At 61.2% G+C, this 15,006-nt stretch carries 14 protein-coding genes; 5 read left to right on the forward strand and 9 right to left on the reverse strand.

Features of this window, described 5'->3' with window-relative positions; genetic code table 11:
• Positions 1 to 107: 107 nt before the first annotated feature.
• From HBO10_RS08090 to HBO10_RS08100, 3 genes are all read right to left on the reverse strand, one after another.
• Complete coding sequence (locus tag HBO10_RS08090) at positions 108 to 383, reverse strand: HU family DNA-binding protein (protein WP_003195589.1); 276 nt, start codon at positions 381 to 383, stop codon at positions 108 to 110.
• A 190-nt stretch (positions 384 to 573) separates the two neighbouring features.
• Positions 574 to 1,722 (reverse strand): FAD-dependent oxidoreductase, encoded by a 1,149-nt coding sequence (locus HBO10_RS08095; RefSeq protein WP_034129120.1) that lies wholly within the window; start codon positions 1,720 to 1,722, stop codon positions 574 to 576.
• A 36-nt stretch (positions 1,723 to 1,758) separates the two neighbouring features.
• Entirely contained in the window at positions 1,759 to 1,926 is a 168-nt protein-coding gene (locus HBO10_RS08100; protein WP_014720509.1) for a rubredoxin, read from the reverse strand.
• Between the two features lie 195 nt (positions 1,927 to 2,121).
• Between HBO10_RS08100 and HBO10_RS08105 the strand changes: the two genes are divergently transcribed.
• The gene (locus HBO10_RS08105; RefSeq protein WP_034129121.1) at positions 2,122 to 2,685 is read left to right on the forward strand and encodes a chorismate lyase; all 564 of its coding nucleotides are present in this window, start codon (positions 2,122 to 2,124) and stop codon (positions 2,683 to 2,685) included.
• Entirely contained in the window at positions 2,685 to 3,575 is an 891-nt protein-coding gene (ubiA, locus tag HBO10_RS08110; RefSeq protein WP_014720511.1) for a 4-hydroxybenzoate octaprenyltransferase, read from the forward strand. The genes HBO10_RS08105 and ubiA overlap by 1 nt, the downstream gene beginning before the upstream one ends.
• 119 nt (positions 3,576 to 3,694) lie before the next feature.
• Here the strand turns inward: ubiA and HBO10_RS08115 are convergent, their stop codons facing one another.
• Positions 3,695 to 4,072: a hypothetical protein gene (locus HBO10_RS08115; protein WP_034129122.1), complete on the reverse strand. Its 378-nt coding sequence runs from the start codon at positions 4,070 to 4,072 to the stop codon at positions 3,695 to 3,697.
• A gap of 152 nt (positions 4,073 to 4,224) precedes the next feature.
• Between HBO10_RS08115 and phoB the strand changes: the two genes are divergently transcribed.
• The 3 genes from phoB (at position 4,225) to HBO10_RS08130 (ending at position 7,925) form a co-directional block, all read left to right on the forward strand.
• The gene (gene phoB / locus HBO10_RS08120; protein ID WP_003195617.1) at positions 4,225 to 4,914 is read left to right on the forward strand and encodes a phosphate regulon transcriptional regulator PhoB; all 690 of its coding nucleotides are present in this window, start codon (positions 4,225 to 4,227) and stop codon (positions 4,912 to 4,914) included.
• Between the two features lie 126 nt (positions 4,915 to 5,040).
• Positions 5,041 to 6,327 carry a phosphate regulon sensor histidine kinase PhoR gene (gene phoR / locus HBO10_RS08125; RefSeq protein WP_219857405.1) on the forward strand — a complete coding sequence of 429 codons (1,287 nt, stop codon included), beginning with the start codon at positions 5,041 to 5,043 and terminating at the stop codon, positions 6,325 to 6,327.
• A 257-nt stretch (positions 6,328 to 6,584) separates the two neighbouring features.
• A complete protein-coding gene (locus HBO10_RS08130) occupies positions 6,585 to 7,925 on the forward strand; it encodes a hemolysin family protein (RefSeq protein ID WP_003195620.1) in 1,341 nt (446 codons plus the stop codon).
• Between the two features lie 140 nt (positions 7,926 to 8,065).
• On the opposite strand, the gene HBO10_RS08135 is transcribed toward HBO10_RS08130, so the two are convergent.
• From HBO10_RS08135 to HBO10_RS08155, 5 genes are all read right to left on the reverse strand, one after another.
• Positions 8,066 to 8,965, reverse strand: coding sequence for a response regulator (locus tag HBO10_RS08135; RefSeq protein WP_034129124.1), 900 nt, complete (start codon positions 8,963 to 8,965; stop codon positions 8,066 to 8,068).
• A 164-nt stretch (positions 8,966 to 9,129) separates the two neighbouring features.
• Positions 9,130 to 9,891: a phosphate signaling complex protein PhoU gene (phoU, locus tag HBO10_RS08140; RefSeq protein WP_034129125.1), complete on the reverse strand. Its 762-nt coding sequence runs from the start codon at positions 9,889 to 9,891 to the stop codon at positions 9,130 to 9,132.
• 115 nt (positions 9,892 to 10,006) lie between these two features.
• The gene (pstB, locus tag HBO10_RS08145) at positions 10,007 to 10,840 is read right to left on the reverse strand and encodes a phosphate ABC transporter ATP-binding protein PstB (RefSeq protein WP_003195626.1); all 834 of its coding nucleotides are present in this window, start codon (positions 10,838 to 10,840) and stop codon (positions 10,007 to 10,009) included.
• A gap of 177 nt (positions 10,841 to 11,017) precedes the next feature.
• The gene (gene pstA, locus HBO10_RS08150; RefSeq protein ID WP_034129126.1) at positions 11,018 to 12,688 is read right to left on the reverse strand and encodes a phosphate ABC transporter permease PstA; all 1,671 of its coding nucleotides are present in this window, start codon (positions 12,686 to 12,688) and stop codon (positions 11,018 to 11,020) included.
• A gap of 15 nt (positions 12,689 to 12,703) precedes the next feature.
• Positions 12,704 to 14,737, reverse strand: coding sequence for an ABC transporter permease subunit (locus HBO10_RS08155; RefSeq protein ID WP_169921968.1), 2,034 nt, complete (start codon positions 14,735 to 14,737; stop codon positions 12,704 to 12,706).
• Positions 14,738 to 15,006 lie beyond the last annotated feature (269 nt).

A 15,006-nucleotide genomic window follows, 5' to 3' on the forward strand; every position in this document is an offset into this window, starting at 1 on the left:
TTAATCTGGCATACGCATCAGCACCCAACAAAAAATGGGCACCCGACCCAGTCGGCGTGCCCATCTTCTTTACCGCCCCGCCTCCCTTCGAGACGGTACCGCTTAACTTACGGGTTGACGCTGTCTTTGAGCGACTTGCCCGGCTTGAACGCTACGGTGTTGCTCGCCTTGATTTTCACTGGCTCACCGGTTTGCGGGTTTTTGCCGGTGCGGGCGCCGCGGTGGCGTTGCAGGAAAGTGCCGAAGCCGACCAGGGTGACGCTGTCCTTGCGGTGCAGGGCGCCGGTGATTTCTTCGAGGACGGCGTTGAGGACGCGGTTGGCCTGTTCTTTGGTGAGATCGGCTTTTTCAGCGATAGCGGCTGCGAGATCTGGTTTACGCATATGTGAAGCCTCTTTGACGGTTTTTTGTTGTTATGTCCGTGCTGCTCTCTGGTGGAGCAGCGCCAAGGCGCCGCAGGCTCTACTCTGCGGCAGACGGGAGTGAGGATGGCATGCCCTCGGGCGCCGCGCCAGTCTCGCGGCGGCCTTTCTCGGGGTATGAACGTGATGTTTGCGACAGAACGGGTGGTATTTACGCCAGTAACGGCGGAAGTTCTTTGTTCAGCGCCAGTTTTTCCATGACAGCGCTGCCAGTCAGTGCGTAACCCAGCAGGCGGCCGCTGGCATCGCGGCACAGGGCCTTGATGTCGGCACCCTGCCCTTCGACACTCCAGACGCCTTCAGTGCCTCGTGGCGCAGGTGATACCACCAGCGGGCACACCGGGGTTTTCACGGTGATGGGCATCGGTCCATAGCTCACCGCCGTGGCATTGCCGGCCAGGGTTTGCGCCAGGGCACGGGCGCAGCTCATCAGCGGCATCACGTACAACAGGTTCAGGCCATCCACCTCGGCGCAGTCGCCCAGGGCATAGATATTGGTGTGGGAGGTCTTGAGGTGGCGGTCCACCATGATCCCGCGGTTGATTTGCAGGCCGGCCGCTGCGGCCAGGTCTACACGCGGGCGCAGGCCAATGGCAGACACCACCAGGTCACAGTGGATCACTTCACCGTCCGACAGGTGCGCTTCAAGGCCATCAGCCGTGCGTTGCAGGCGATTGAGCACCGGGCCCAGGTGGAAACGCGCGCCGATGCCTTCCAGCCCAGCTTGCACCGCTGCGGCTGCCGCCGGGTGCAGCAGGGTCGGCATGACTTGCTCACACGGCGCGACCAGGTCGATTTCATAGCCGCCCAGGATCAGATCATTGGCAAACTCACAGCCGATCAGGCCAGCGCCAAGCAGCAGCACGCGCCGTTTGCCGGCAGCAGCGGCACGAAAGCGCGCGTAGTCTTCCAGGTCGTTGATCGGGAAAATCAGCTCAGCCGCATCGCCTTCGACCGGTACGCGCACGGTTTCTGCGCCCCAGGCCAGGACCAGGTCGCGGTAGCTCACCGCTTCCTCGCCGATCCACAGGCGCTTGTGGCCTGGGTCGATGCCGCTGATGCGCGTATGGGTGCGCACCTGGGCCTTGAGTTGCTCGGCCATGGCGCCAGGTTCGGCCATGCTCAGGCCATCGGCTTCCTTGTTCTTGCCAAAGCCGGTGGAGAGCATGGGCTTGGAGTAGGAGCGTCCGTCATCGGCAGTGATCAGCAGCAACGGGGTCTCGCTGTCGAGCTTGCGAAACTCCCGGGCGACGTTGTAACCGGCCAATCCTGTGCCGATGATCACGACAGGTGCGTTCATTCCTTTCTCCTTGTAGTACGTTTCTTAAATTCGGGATTACGCGATTTCGATCATTTCGAAGTCCGACTTACCCACGCCGCAGTCCGGGCACAGCCAGTCTTCCGGGACGTCCTGCCACAGAGTGCCTGGTGCAATACCGTCATCCGGCCAGCCGTCCGCTTCGTTATAGATAAGGCCACAGACGATACATTGCCACTTCTTCATTACATGCTTCCTCAGGTTCAGGCGTGTTGGCCGGCGGTCGATGGATCCAGCGTTGCCGCGCGGCTCAGGGCGTTTTGTACTGATCGGGGCCGGCAGATGCAAGCACGTTCGACGCAAACGACGGGTTTGGCGCGGCAAAAGCCTAGGGTGCCATGGTAAGCTCGCCGCCTCTTTTGCTGCCAATACTGACTCACCGTGCCGCACTCAATCGCCCTTCCCGATGCTTGCCAATGGCTGACCCAGAGCCTTCTGAGCCCCTTGCCCACGCCCTTGACCCTCAACTGGCTGTTTGACGAAGGCTCGCTGACGCGACGGCTGACGTGGCTGTCCAACGAGGGTTTCAGCGTGACGCCGCTGTTCGAAGGCTGGCAACCGTTGCGCGACGACGAATGCGCCGCCCTGGACCTGCCGCCGGCCAGTATCGGTTGGGTACGCGAGGTGTATTTGCGCGGGCACGGCCAGCCTTGGGTGTTCGCCCGCAGCGTGGCGGCCCGCAGTGCCTTGCAGGGCGACGGGCTGCACATGGACGAACTGGGCAGCCGCTCGCTGGGCGAGTTGCTGTTCTGCGACCGCGCCTTTACCCGCCAGGCCATTGAAGTGTGTCACTACCCTCGTGCCTGGCTGCCGACAGCGGACCAGGCCGATAATCTGTGGGCGCGCCGCTCGCGCTTCGACCGCGGGGCGCTGAGCGTGCTGGTGGCGGAAGTCTTCCTGCCCAGTTTCTGGCACGCGCTGCAAGATCATCCGGAGAACTGCTGATGTACCAACGTCTGCTCAAGTCCTTGAACCGCCTGAACCCCAGGGCCTGGGATTTCATTCAGTTGACGCGCATGGACAAGCCCATCGGCATCTACCTGCTGCTGTGGCCGACGCTGTGGGCCCTGTGGATCGCCGGCAAGGGTTCGCCGTCACTGATCAATATCGTGATTTTCGTGCTGGGCGTGGTACTGACCCGGGCCGGCGGCTGCGTGATCAATGACTGGGCCGACCGCAAGGTCGATGGCCATGTGAAACGCACCGAGCAACGCCCGCTGGTTAGCGGCAAGATCAGTTCGAAGGAAGCGCTGGTGTTTTTTGCCGTGCTGATGGGCATCAGTTTCCTGCTGGTGCTGCTGACCAATGCCAGCACCATCCTGCTGTCCCTGGGCGGCCTCGCACTGGCGGCAAGCTACCCGTTCATGAAGCGCTACACCTATTACCCCCAAGTGGTGCTGGGCGCAGCGTTTTCCTGGGGCATGCCGATGGCGTTTACCGCCGAGACCGGCCATTTGCCTGCCACCGCGTGGCTGCTGTACATCGCCAACCTGTTGTGGACGGTGGGCTACGACACCTATTACGCCATGACCGACCGCGATGACGATTTGAAGATCGGGGTGAAATCCACCGCCATTCTGTTCGGTGACGCTGACCGCGTGATCATCCTCACCCTGCAAGGCCTGGCGCTGGCGTGCCTGTTGCTGGCCGGCGCACGGTTCGAGCTGGGCGGGTGGTTCCACCTCGGGTTGCTGGCGGCAGCGGGCTGTTTTGTCTGGGAGTTCTGGTACACACGGGACAGGGACCGCATGAAGTGCTTCAAGGCGTTCTTGCATAATCACTGGGCGGGGTTGGCGATTTTTGTCGGGATCGTGGTGGATTACGCGGTTCGCTGAGGATTCTGTGGTGACTGTTGGGACGCCATCGCGGGCAAGCCCGCTCCCACATTTGACTGTATTCGCAAATCAAAAGTGGGAGCGGGCTTGCTCGCGAAGGCCTCCAAGCCGCCGCTTAGTCAGGGCTTGATGATGTGCCAGACGCTACCTTTGCCATCACCGGTCTTGTCACCGGCTTTCTTGTCGTCCTTGTAGGTGTAGACAGGCTTGCCTTTGTAGGCCCACTGGCTGGTCTGGTCGTCGCGGGTGATCACCGTCCAATCGCCGGTCTTGGTGTCGGTGGACTCTGCCTTCAGCGGTGGCCAGTTGGTCGCGCACTGGTCCTTGCACACTGATTTGCCATCAGCGTCCTTGTCGAAGGTGTAGAGCGTCATGCCCTTGTGGTCCACCAACATCCCGTCTTGGGTCATCGCCGGCTCTGCCGCAAACGCCAACCCTGGCAGCGTCAACACCGCAGATACCAGCAGGGTTTTCCAGGAAACAGTGCTGTAAGTCATCGGAACCTTCCTTTTGTGGTTGTCAGGATTCGGACCCAAAGGGTAGTTCAGAGTGCCGTTAATTGCCCAAGCGACTAAATTACTGTCACACGACTGCAATAATTCCGTTATCTAATGCGGCGCAAGACAGTTAAATGACAAGAGGATTGAGCATGGTTGGCAGGAGCATTCTGATCGTTGACGACGAAGCGCCCATTCGCGAAATGATCGCCGTCGCGTTGGAAATGGCCGGCTATGACTGCCTGGAGGCGGAGAACTCCCAGCAGGCCCACGCCATTATCGTCGACCGCAAGCCGGACCTGATCCTGCTCGACTGGATGCTGCCCGGCACCTCGGGCATCGAATTGGCCCGCCGTCTCAAGCGTGACGAGCTGACCGGGGATATCCCGATCATCATGCTCACCGCCAAGGGCGAAGAGGACAACAAGATCCAGGGCCTGGAAGTGGGTGCCGATGACTACATCACCAAGCCGTTTTCCCCACGGGAACTGGTGGCGCGCCTCAAAGCCGTGCTGCGCCGCGCCGGCCCGACCGATGGCGAAGCGCCTATCGAAGTCGACGGCTTGATCCTGGACCCGATCAGCCACCGAGTGACCATCGACGGCAAGCCTGCGGAGATGGGGCCGACCGAATACCGCTTGCTGCAATTCTTCATGACTCACCAGGAGCGCGCCTACACCCGCGGCCAACTGCTCGACCAGGTATGGGGCGGCAACGTCTATGTGGAAGAGCGCACTGTGGACGTGCATATCCGCCGCCTGCGCAAAGCCTTGGGCGATGCGTACGAGAATCTGGTACAAACCGTGCGCGGTACCGGCTATCGGTTTTCAACCAAAGGTTGAGCAATCAGCCACAAGCCGCAAGTTAAAAGCGGGACTGCTTAAGCTTGGAGCTTGCAGCTTGAAACTTGAAACTGCTCCGAAGGACGCACCTTGAACCAAAACTGGCATGGCACCCTGATCCGCCACATGCTTCTGTTGATCACTGCCTGCCTGCTGGTCGGGCTGATCAGTGGCTATTACGGCTGGAGCCTGGCCGCCGGCATCGCGTTGTACCTGGGCTGGACCCTCAAACAATTGCTGCGCCTGCATGAATGGCTGCGCCAGCACAAACCCGATGAGGCCCCCCCCGATGGCTATGGCCTGTGGGGCGAGGTGTTCGACAGCATCTACCACCTGCAGCGCCGCGACCAACGGGTACGCGGGCGCCTGCAAGCGGTGATCGACCGGGTGCAGGAGTCCACCGCCGCGCTCAAGGACGCGGTGATCATGCTCGACAGCGACGGCAACCTGGAATGGTGGAACCGTGCCGCCGAGACTCTGCTGGGCCTCAAGACGCCCCAGGACAGCGGCCAGCCGGTGACCAACCTGGTGCGTCACCCGCGCTTCAAGGAATACTTCGAGCAGGACAACTACGAAGAAGCCCTGGAAATCCCCTCGCCCACCAACGACCGCGTGCGCATCCAGCTGTACCTGACTCGCTACGGCAACAATGAGCACTTGATGCTGGTACGTGATGTGACCCGTATTCACCAGCTGGAACAGATGCGCAAAGACTTCGTCGCGAACGTTTCCCATGAGCTGCGCACGCCGTTGACGGTGATCTGCGGCTACCTGGAGACGTTGCTGGACAATGTCGATGAGATCAACCCGCGCTGGAGCCGCGCCCTGCAGCAGATGCAGGTGCAAGGCTCGCGCATGCAAACCCTGCTTAACGACCTGCTGTTGCTGGCCAAGCTTGAAGCCACGGACTACCCCTCGGACAACCACCCCGTGGCGGTGCAGAGCCTGTTGCAGACGATCAAGAACGATGCCCAGGCCCTCTCGGGCGAACGCGGGCAGCAAATCACGCTGGAGGCCGACCCAACTGTATTGCTCAAGGGCAGTGAAGGCGAATTGCGCAGTGCATTCTCCAACCTGGTGTTCAACGCGGTGAAGTACACCCAGGACAAGGGCAATATCCGCATTCGCTGGTGGGCCGACGAGCACGGCGCGCACCTGAGTGTGCAGGACTCGGGTATCGGTATCGACGCCAAGCACCTGCCGCGCCTGACCGAGCGCTTCTACCGTGTCGACTCCAGCCGCAACTCCAACACCGGCGGCACCGGGCTGGGCCTGGCCATCGTCAAGCATGTGCTGCTGCGCCATCGGGCCCGCCTGGAAATCAGCAGCGTGCTGGGGCATGGCAGTACCTTTACCTGTCATTTTCCGCCGGCGCAGGTAAACCGTTCGCGAGCGGTCGAGGCCGATGATTAAGCGGAAGTGAGCACGGCCCACTGTGGGAGCTGGCTTGCCTGCGATGACGGCGGGTCAGCCAAATTATCGGTAGCAGGCAGACCGCCATCGCAGGCAAGCCAGCTCCCACACGGGTTCTGCGACACGACTTTGCAGCCCCGCCCGGCAGCGGGCACTAGGCAAGCGCCCCGTCAGCCGCTACATTGGCCGACTTGCGCCTGCCTTTCAGGCCTACCTGTCACCCCTTATTGAACACACGGAACCTGCAAAACCCCATCATGGACCCTTCCCCTGGCATTACCCTCGCTACACTCTTCGCCGATTTCGGCATGATTCTTTTTGCACTGATCCTGGTACTGCTCAACGGTTTCTTCGTTGCGGCGGAATTTGCCATGGTCAAACTGCGCGCCACCCGCGTCGAGGCCATCGCCCATAAGAACGGCTGGCGCGGGCAGATCCTGCGTACCGTGCACAGCCAGCTCGACGCCTACCTGTCGGCTTGCCAGCTGGGTATCACCCTGGCGTCCCTGGGCCTGGGCTGGGTCGGTGAGCCGGCCTTTGCGCACATCCTCGAGCCGATGCTGGGCGCGGTCGGCGTGCAGTCGCCGGAAGTGATCAAGGGCGTGTCGTTCTTTGCCGCCTTCTTCGTGATTTCCTACCTGCACATCGTGGTCGGCGAACTGGCTCCCAAATCCTGGGCGATTCGCAAACCCGAGCTGCTGTCGCTGTGGACGGCCGTGCCGCTGTACCTGTTCTACTGGGCGATGTACCCGGCCATCTACCTGCTCAACGCCAGTGCCAACGCCATCCTGCGTATCGCGGGCCAAGGCGAGCCTGGCCCGCACCATGAGCACCATTACAGTCGCGAAGAACTCAAGCTGATCCTGCACTCCAGCCGTGGCCAGGACCCCAGCGACCAAGGCATGCGCGTCCTCGCCTCCGCCGTGGAAATGGGCGAGCTGGAAGTAGTGGACTGGGCCAACTCCCGGGAAGACCTGGTGACCCTGGACTTCAACGCCCCGCTCAAGGAAATTCTCGCGCTGTTCCGCCGCCATAAATTCAGCCGCTACCCAGTGTATGACGCGGTGCGCAACGAGTTTGTCGGCTTGCTGCACATCAAGGATTTGCTGCTGGAACTGGCGGCCCTGGACCATATCCCCGAATCGTTCAACCTGGCCGAATTGACCCGCCCACTGGAACGCGTATCGCGGCATATGCCGTTGTCGCAACTGCTGGAGCAGTTCCGCAAAGGCGGCGCGCACTTCGCCCTGGTGGAAGAAGCCGACGGCAAGATCATCGGCTACTTGACCATGGAAGACGTGCTGGAAGTGCTAGTGGGCGATATCCAGGACGAACACCGCAAGGCCGAGCGCGGCATCCTCGCCTACCAGCCCGGCAAACTGCTGGTGCGTGGCGACACGCCGTTGTTCAAGGTGGAACGCCTGTTGGGCGTCGACCTGGACCACATCGAAGCCGAAACCCTGGCCGGCCTGATCTACGACACGCTCAAGCGCGTGCCGGAAGAAGAAGAAGTGCTGGAAGTTGAAGGCTTGCGGATCATCATCAAGAAGATGAAAGGGCCGAAGATCGTGTTGGCCAAGGTGCTGTTGCTGGACTGACTGTAGACCAGTCGCCCTCTGTAGGAGCGAGCTTGCTCGCGAAAAACTCACAGGCGCCGCGTTTATTCAGGAAGCACGCGTTATCGTTGGCGTTTTTCGCGAGCAAGCTCGCTCCTACAGGGGATAGGCGTCGCGGTGCTTCACGCACCCGGCACGAAATGCTTCTGCGCCGTGCCACGGGCGATCAGGCGGGATATGTAGTCCAGCTTCTGCGCATCCTGGTCGATAAAGCGGAAAGTCAGTTGCAACCAGTCGCTGTCGGGCTTGGGCTCGTAGGCGACGATGGCGTGCAGGTAGCCGTTGAGCCGTGCGACTTCGGCGTTGTCGCCCTGTTCAAGGTCGAGCACGGCGCTTTCCAGTACTTGTGGCAGGACCTCGCCACGCTTTACCACCAGCAACGCTTCCTTGATGCTCAAGGCCTTGATCACGCATTGCTGGGTGCCGCTTGCGAGGCGCAACTGGCCCTGACCGCGACTGCCCGTCGGCGCCGCTGCTGCGGGGGCCTTGGCTGGCGGTGTATTGAGCAGACCTTTGCTGGGCGCCGCCACCGGGGCCGGCTTGACCGCTTCGGGTTTGCCGCCGGTCAGGGCGCTCAGGGAGTCGTTGCCAAAGGCTGAGTTCATCTTGGTCGGCGCGCTGGCAATCAGCGCATCGAGGCGACCGATCTTGTGCAGGGCCTGCTTGACCTTGTTCAGCAACTGCTCGTTGGTGAACGGCTTGCTGACGTAGCCGGAAACCCCCGCCTGAATCGCCTGCACCACGTTTTCCTTGTCGCCACGGCTGGTCACCATCACGAACGGCATGGCCTTCAGGTGCGCTTGCTCGCGGCACCAGGTCAACAACTCAATGCCAGACATTTCCGGCATTTCCCAGTCACACAGCACCAGGTCGAAGGTTTCGCGCATGAGGATGGATTGCGCCTTTTTGCCGTTCACCGCATCTTCGATCTTGATCCCGGGGAAGTAATTACGCAGGCACTTCTTCACCAGGTCGCGAATAAACGAGGCGTCATCCACCACCAACACACTGACTTTACTCATCGACCCTTCATCCTATAAAAACGTCTGCAAAACGCCTGACTGATGGCATTTTGCCAAAACTCGCGGGTCACAGAAGGACTTTATGGCGCCTGCTGTGCAAAAAATTCACATGCCGCAAACGAAAACGCCCGGCCAGAGGCCGGGCGTTAATTTCTCGGGCAACCTTACTTATCGTCAGATTCGCCCGGAACATTAGGGATTAGATCAGCAGTGCCTTCAACTTCGGCCTTCATGCGCTTTAGGCCCATGTGCCGGACGTCGGTGCCCCGCACCAGATAAATCACCAATTCCGAGATATTGCGCGCGTGGTCGCCGATACGCTCCAGGGAGCGCAGCACCCAGATAATGTTCAAGACCCGCGAGATCGAACGCGGATCTTCCATCATGTAGGTGGCCAACTCGCGCAGCGCGGTCTTGTATTCGCGGTCGATGATCTTGTCGTACTGCGCCACCGACAACGCCAGTTCGGCGTCAAAGCGGGCGAAGGCGTCGAGGGCATCGCGCACCATATTGCGCACCTGATCGCCGATATGGCGCACCTCCACGTAGCCACGGGGGGCTTCACCCTCTTCGCACAGTTGGATGGCGCGGCGGGCAATCTTGGTGGCTTCATCGCCGATGCGCTCCAGGTCGATCACCGACTTGGAAATGCTGATGATCAAACGCAGGTCCGAGGCCGCTGGCTGGCGGCGGGCAAGAATGCGCAGGCACTCTTCGTCGATATTGCGTTCCATCTGGTTGATCTGCTCGTCAATCTCACGCACCTGCTGAGCCAGGCCCGAGTCGGCCTCGATCAGCGCGGTGACCGCATCATTGACTTGCTTCTCCACCAGCCCGCCCATCGCCAGGAGGTGGCTGCGCACTTCCTCAAGCTCGGCATTGAACTGCGCGGAGATGTGGTGGGTAAGGCCTTCTTTGCTAATCATGGGGTTGCTCCGCAAAAGCTGTAAGCCGCAAGCTACAAGCTGCAAGCTGATGTGTGTCGTTCCGTTGAACTGCTCTTACTTGCCGCTTGAAACTTGCGGCTTGCAGCTGCTCCAACTAGCCGTAGCGACCGGTGATGTAGTCTTCGGTCTGCTTCTTCGCCGGATTGGTGAACAGGGTGTCGGTATCGCCGAACTCCACCAGCTTGCCCATGTACATGAACGCGGTGTAGTCGGAAACCCGCGCCGCCTGTTGCATGTTGTGGGTCACGATGACGATGGTGAACTTGGACTTGAGCTCGTAGATCAGCTCTTCGACTTTCAAGGTGGAGATCGGGTCGAGCGCCGAGCACGGTTCGTCGAGCAGCAACACTTCCGGCTCTACGGCGATGGTACGGGCGATCACCAGGCGCTGCTGCTGGCCGCCGGACAAGCCGAGTGCCGATTCGTGCAGGCGGTCCTTGACCTCGTCCCACAATGCCGCGCCCTTGAGCGCCCACTCAACCGCTTCGTCGAGGATGCGTTTCTTGTTGATGCCCTGGATACGCAGGCCGTAGACCACGTTTTCGTAGATGGTCTTGGGGAACGGGTTGGGCTTCTGGAACACCATGCCCACGCGGCGACGCAGCTCGGCCACGTCTTCGCCCTTGCGGTAGATATTGGTGCCGTAGAGGTTGATTGCACCTTCTACACGGCAACCGTCCACCAGGTCATTCATGCGGTTGAAGGTACGCAACAACGTCGACTTGCCGCAGCCCGACGGGCCGATGAAGGCGGTCACACGCTGTTTGGGGATGTTCATGCTGACGTCGAACAGCGCCTGCTTGTCACCGTAGTACAGACTCAGGCCCGGTACTTCGATGGCCACGGTTTCCTGGGCCAGGCTCAGGCTCTGCTTGTCGCGACCCAGGGCAGACATGTTGATGCCGTGGGATTGGGTTTCGTGTTGCATGGGATGCTCCCTGTGCTACCAATTCATTTCGTTGAACCGCCGGGGCGGCTTACTCAAATTCTGTGCCTGACACCGAGCCCTGTGGAAGCTGGCTTGCCTGCGATGCGGGTGGCGCGGTATTGCAGTAAAACCGCGGTGATGCCATCGCAGGCAAGCCAGCTCCCACATTGGATCGCATTAGCTGTCCAGCGCTTTGTATTTTTCGCGCAGGTGGTTACGAATCCACACTGCCGACAGGTTGAGCGTGGCGATCACCAGTACCAGCAGCAAGGCGGTGGCGTACACCAACGGCCGTGCGGCTTCGACGTTGGGGCTCTGGAAGCCGACGTCATAAATATGGAAGCCCAGGTGCATGATCTTCTGGTCCAGGTGCAAGTACGGGTAGTTGCCATCCAGCGGCAGCGACGGCGCCAGCTTCACTACACCCACCAGCATCAGCGGTGCCACCTCACCCGCGGCACGGGCCACGGCGAGGATCATGCCGGTCATCATCGCCGGGCTGGCCATTGGCAGCACGATCTTCCACAACGTTTCCGCCTTGGTCGCGCCGAGCGCCAGGGAGCCTTCACGCACGGTGCGAGGAATCCGCGCCAAGCCTTCTTCGGTGGCCACGATCACCACGGGTACCGCCAGCAGCGCCAGGGTCAGCGAAGCCCAGAGCAACCCCGGCGTACCGAAGGTCGGCGCAGGCAGCGCTTCAGCGAAGAACAGACGGTCGACCGAGCCCCCCAGTACATACACGAAGAAGCCCAGGCCGAACACGCCGTAGACGATGGCCGGTACGCCGGCCAGGTTGTTCACGGCGATGCGGATGATGCGCGTCAAGGTGTTCTGCTTGGCGTATTCACGCAGGTACACCGCGGCCAGTACGCCAAACGGGGTCACGATCATTGCCATGATCAGGGTCATCATCACGGTGCCGAAGATGGCCGGGAAGATCCCGCCTTCGGTGTTGGCTTCCCGTGGGTCATCGCTGAGGAATTCCCAGACCTTGCTGAAATAGAAGCCGATTTTGGTCATCGTGCCCATGGCGTTCGGCTGGTAGGCGTGCACCACTTTGCCGATGCCGATTTCCACTTCCTTGCCGTTGCCGTCACGCGCCGTCAGGGCGTCGCGGTTGAACTGGGCATGCAGGTCGGCCAGGCGCGCTTCGATGTCCTGGTAGCGGGCGTTCAGCTCGGCGCGGTCGGCGTCCATGTCGGCCTGGGCGGCAGCGTCGAGCTTGCCTTCCAGTTCCAGTTTGCGACCGTGCAGGCGGATGCGCTCCAGCCCGGCGTTGATCGCGCCAATGTCGGTTTTTTCCAGGCTCTTGAGCTGAGCGGCCAGCTTGTTCACGCGGTCCACGCGGGCTTGCAGCTCCGGCCACGCGGCCTCGCCTTCGGCAATCACCTTGCCGTCCTGCTTGACGTTGACCAGGGTGCCGTAGAAGTTGCCCCACTCACGACGCTCGATGGCCATCAGGTTCGCAGGCTTGGTCTGGTCCTTCAGCCACTCACCGACAATCCAGGTGAAGTCGTTACCGTTCAGGTCGCGGTTGCCGACCTTGATCAGCTCACGGGTCATGAATTCCGGGCCTTGGTCCGGCACCGGCAGGCCCGCGCTTTTCAGGCGCTCGCGCGGCACTTCTTCTTTCTGGACCACTTCGCCGATGACGATGTGGTTGGCCTGGCCTGGCACGTTGTAGTTCGCCTGGATCAGGTCGGCCGGCCAGAAATGGCCCAGGCCCCGCACCGCAATCACAGCCAGCAAACCAATGGTCATGATGACCGCGATGGACACCGCGCCACCGCTGATCCAGACGCCGGGGGCGCCGCTCTTGAACCATCCATTCAGGGAGTTCTGTTTCACAGACTTCTACCTTTCTTAAAGCGACGAGTATTTCTTGCGCAGACGCTGACGAATCAGCTCGGCGAGGGTGTTCATGATGAAGGTGAACAACAGCAGCACCAGCGCCGAGAGGAACAGCACGCGGTAATGACTGCCGCCCACTTCCGACTCGGGCATCTCCACCGCAACGTTGGCCGCCAGGGTGCGCAGGCCCTCGAACAGGTTCATCTCCATCACCGGGGTGTTACCGGTGGCCATCAGTACGATCATGGTCTCGCCCACGGCGCGGCCCATGCCGATCATCAGCGCCGAGAAGATGCCCGGGCTGGCGGTGAGGATGACCACGCGGGTCATGGTCTGCCACGGCGTGGCGCCCAGTGCCAGGGACCCCAGGGTCAGGCCGCGTGGCACGCTGAACACGGCGTCTTCGGCGATGGAGTAGATGTTCGGGATCACCGCAAAACCCATGGCCAGGCCGACCACCAACGCGTTGCGCTGGTCGTAGGTAATGCCCAGATCGTGGGAGATCCACATGCGCATGTCACCGCCGAAGAACCAGGTTTCCAGGTACGGGCTCATGTACAGCGAGAGCCAGCCCACCAACAGGATCACAGGAATCAGGATCGCGCTTTCCCAACCATCGGGAACGCGCAGGCGGATCGACTCAGGCAAGCGGCTGAAGACAAAGCCGGCGACCAGGATGCCAATCGGCAACAGCATCAACAGGCTGAAAATGCCCGGCAGGTGCCCTTCCACATACGGCGCCAGGAACAGGCCGGCGAAGAATCCGAGGATCACCGTCGGCATGGCTTCCATCAGCTCGATCACCGGCTTGACCTTGCGGCGCAGGCTCGGCGCCATGAAGTAAGCGGTGTAGATCGCTGCAGCAACCGCCAGTGGCGCCGCCAGCAACATGGCGTAGAACGCGGCCTTCAAGGTACCGAAGGTCAGCGGGGCCAGGCTCATCTTGGGTTCGAAGTCAGTGTTGGCGGCCGTGGATTGCCAGACGTATTTAGGCTCGTCGTAGTTCTCGTACCAGACCTTGCTCCACAACGCGCTCCACGACACTTCCGGGTGCGGGTTGTCGAGCAACAACGGTTGCAGCTTGCCACCCGCCTCGACAATCACACGGTTGGCCCGTGGCGACATGCCGAACAGACCCTGGCCGTCGACCACCGGGTCCACCAGCAAGGTGCGGTGGGCAGTGCTGTGGAACACGCCGAACTGGCCAGCAGCATCCAGGGCGGTGAAGCCTTTGCGGCGCTCTTCAGCGCTGATTTCGACGATGGGCGCGGTGCCCATCTGGAAGGTGCGGATCTGCTTCAGGCGCTGTTCGCCATCCGGGTCGCGGGCCATGAACCACTGGGCCAGGCCGCCTTTGGAGTTACCCAGGATCAGCGAGATGCCGCCGACCAACTGGGTGCTGGCGGTGATTTCCGTGTCGGCGTCTTCCAGCAGTTTGTAGCGACCGTTGAGGCTCTTGTCGCGCAGGCTGAACACGTCGGCCAGGGCACGACCGTTGATCACATACAACCACTGCTGGCGTGGGTCGATGAAGATCGCCTTCACCGGCTCGGTCATCTGCGGCAGCTCGACGCGCTTCTGCTCGCTGGTGACTTCACCGGTCATCATGTTTTCTTCGCGGCTCAGGGTCAGCACGTTCAAGTGCGAACCGGCGGAACCTGCCACCACCAGGGAGGTGTCGGTGGCGTTGAGCGCAACGTGTTCCAGCGGGCGACCGGCGTCATCCAGCACGATCGGCGTTTCGCCGTAGGGGTACTCGATAGCTGGACTGATGGTTTTGTTGCCGTCCGGATACGACACCTTATAGGTGTGGCGAAACACCAAAGACTGGCCATTGGACAAGCCGAGAATCACCAGCGGGCTGCCCGGCTGATCTTCACCAATGGAAGCAACGCTGGTACCGGCCGGAATCGGCAGGTCGACACGCTTGAGCTCGGCACCGGTGTCCACGGCAAAGAACAGCGCCTGGCCCTTGTCGGAAACCCGCATGGCGACCTGGTTCTGTTCTTCGAGGGAGATCATCAACGGCTTGCCGGCGTCCTGCATCCAAGCGGGCGTCAACGCGTCTTCCTTGGTCAACGAGGCGCCCTGGAACAATGGCGCAACCACATAGGCGAGGAAGAAGAAGATCAGGGTAATGGCGGCCAGCACGGCGAGGCCGCCGACCAGCACATACCAACGGGTGAAGCGATCCTTGAGCGCGCGGATGCGGCGCTTGCGTTGCAGCTCAGGCGTATTGAAATCAATGCGCTTGGGAGGGGAAGTCGTCGTCATGGTGGAATTGGTCAGATCATTCATGCGCACACCCTAGCGAT

This window comes from Pseudomonas sp. WS 5503, from assembly GCF_012985385.1.
Classification (GTDB): domain Bacteria; phylum Pseudomonadota; class Gammaproteobacteria; order Pseudomonadales; family Pseudomonadaceae; genus Aquipseudomonas; species Aquipseudomonas paracarnis.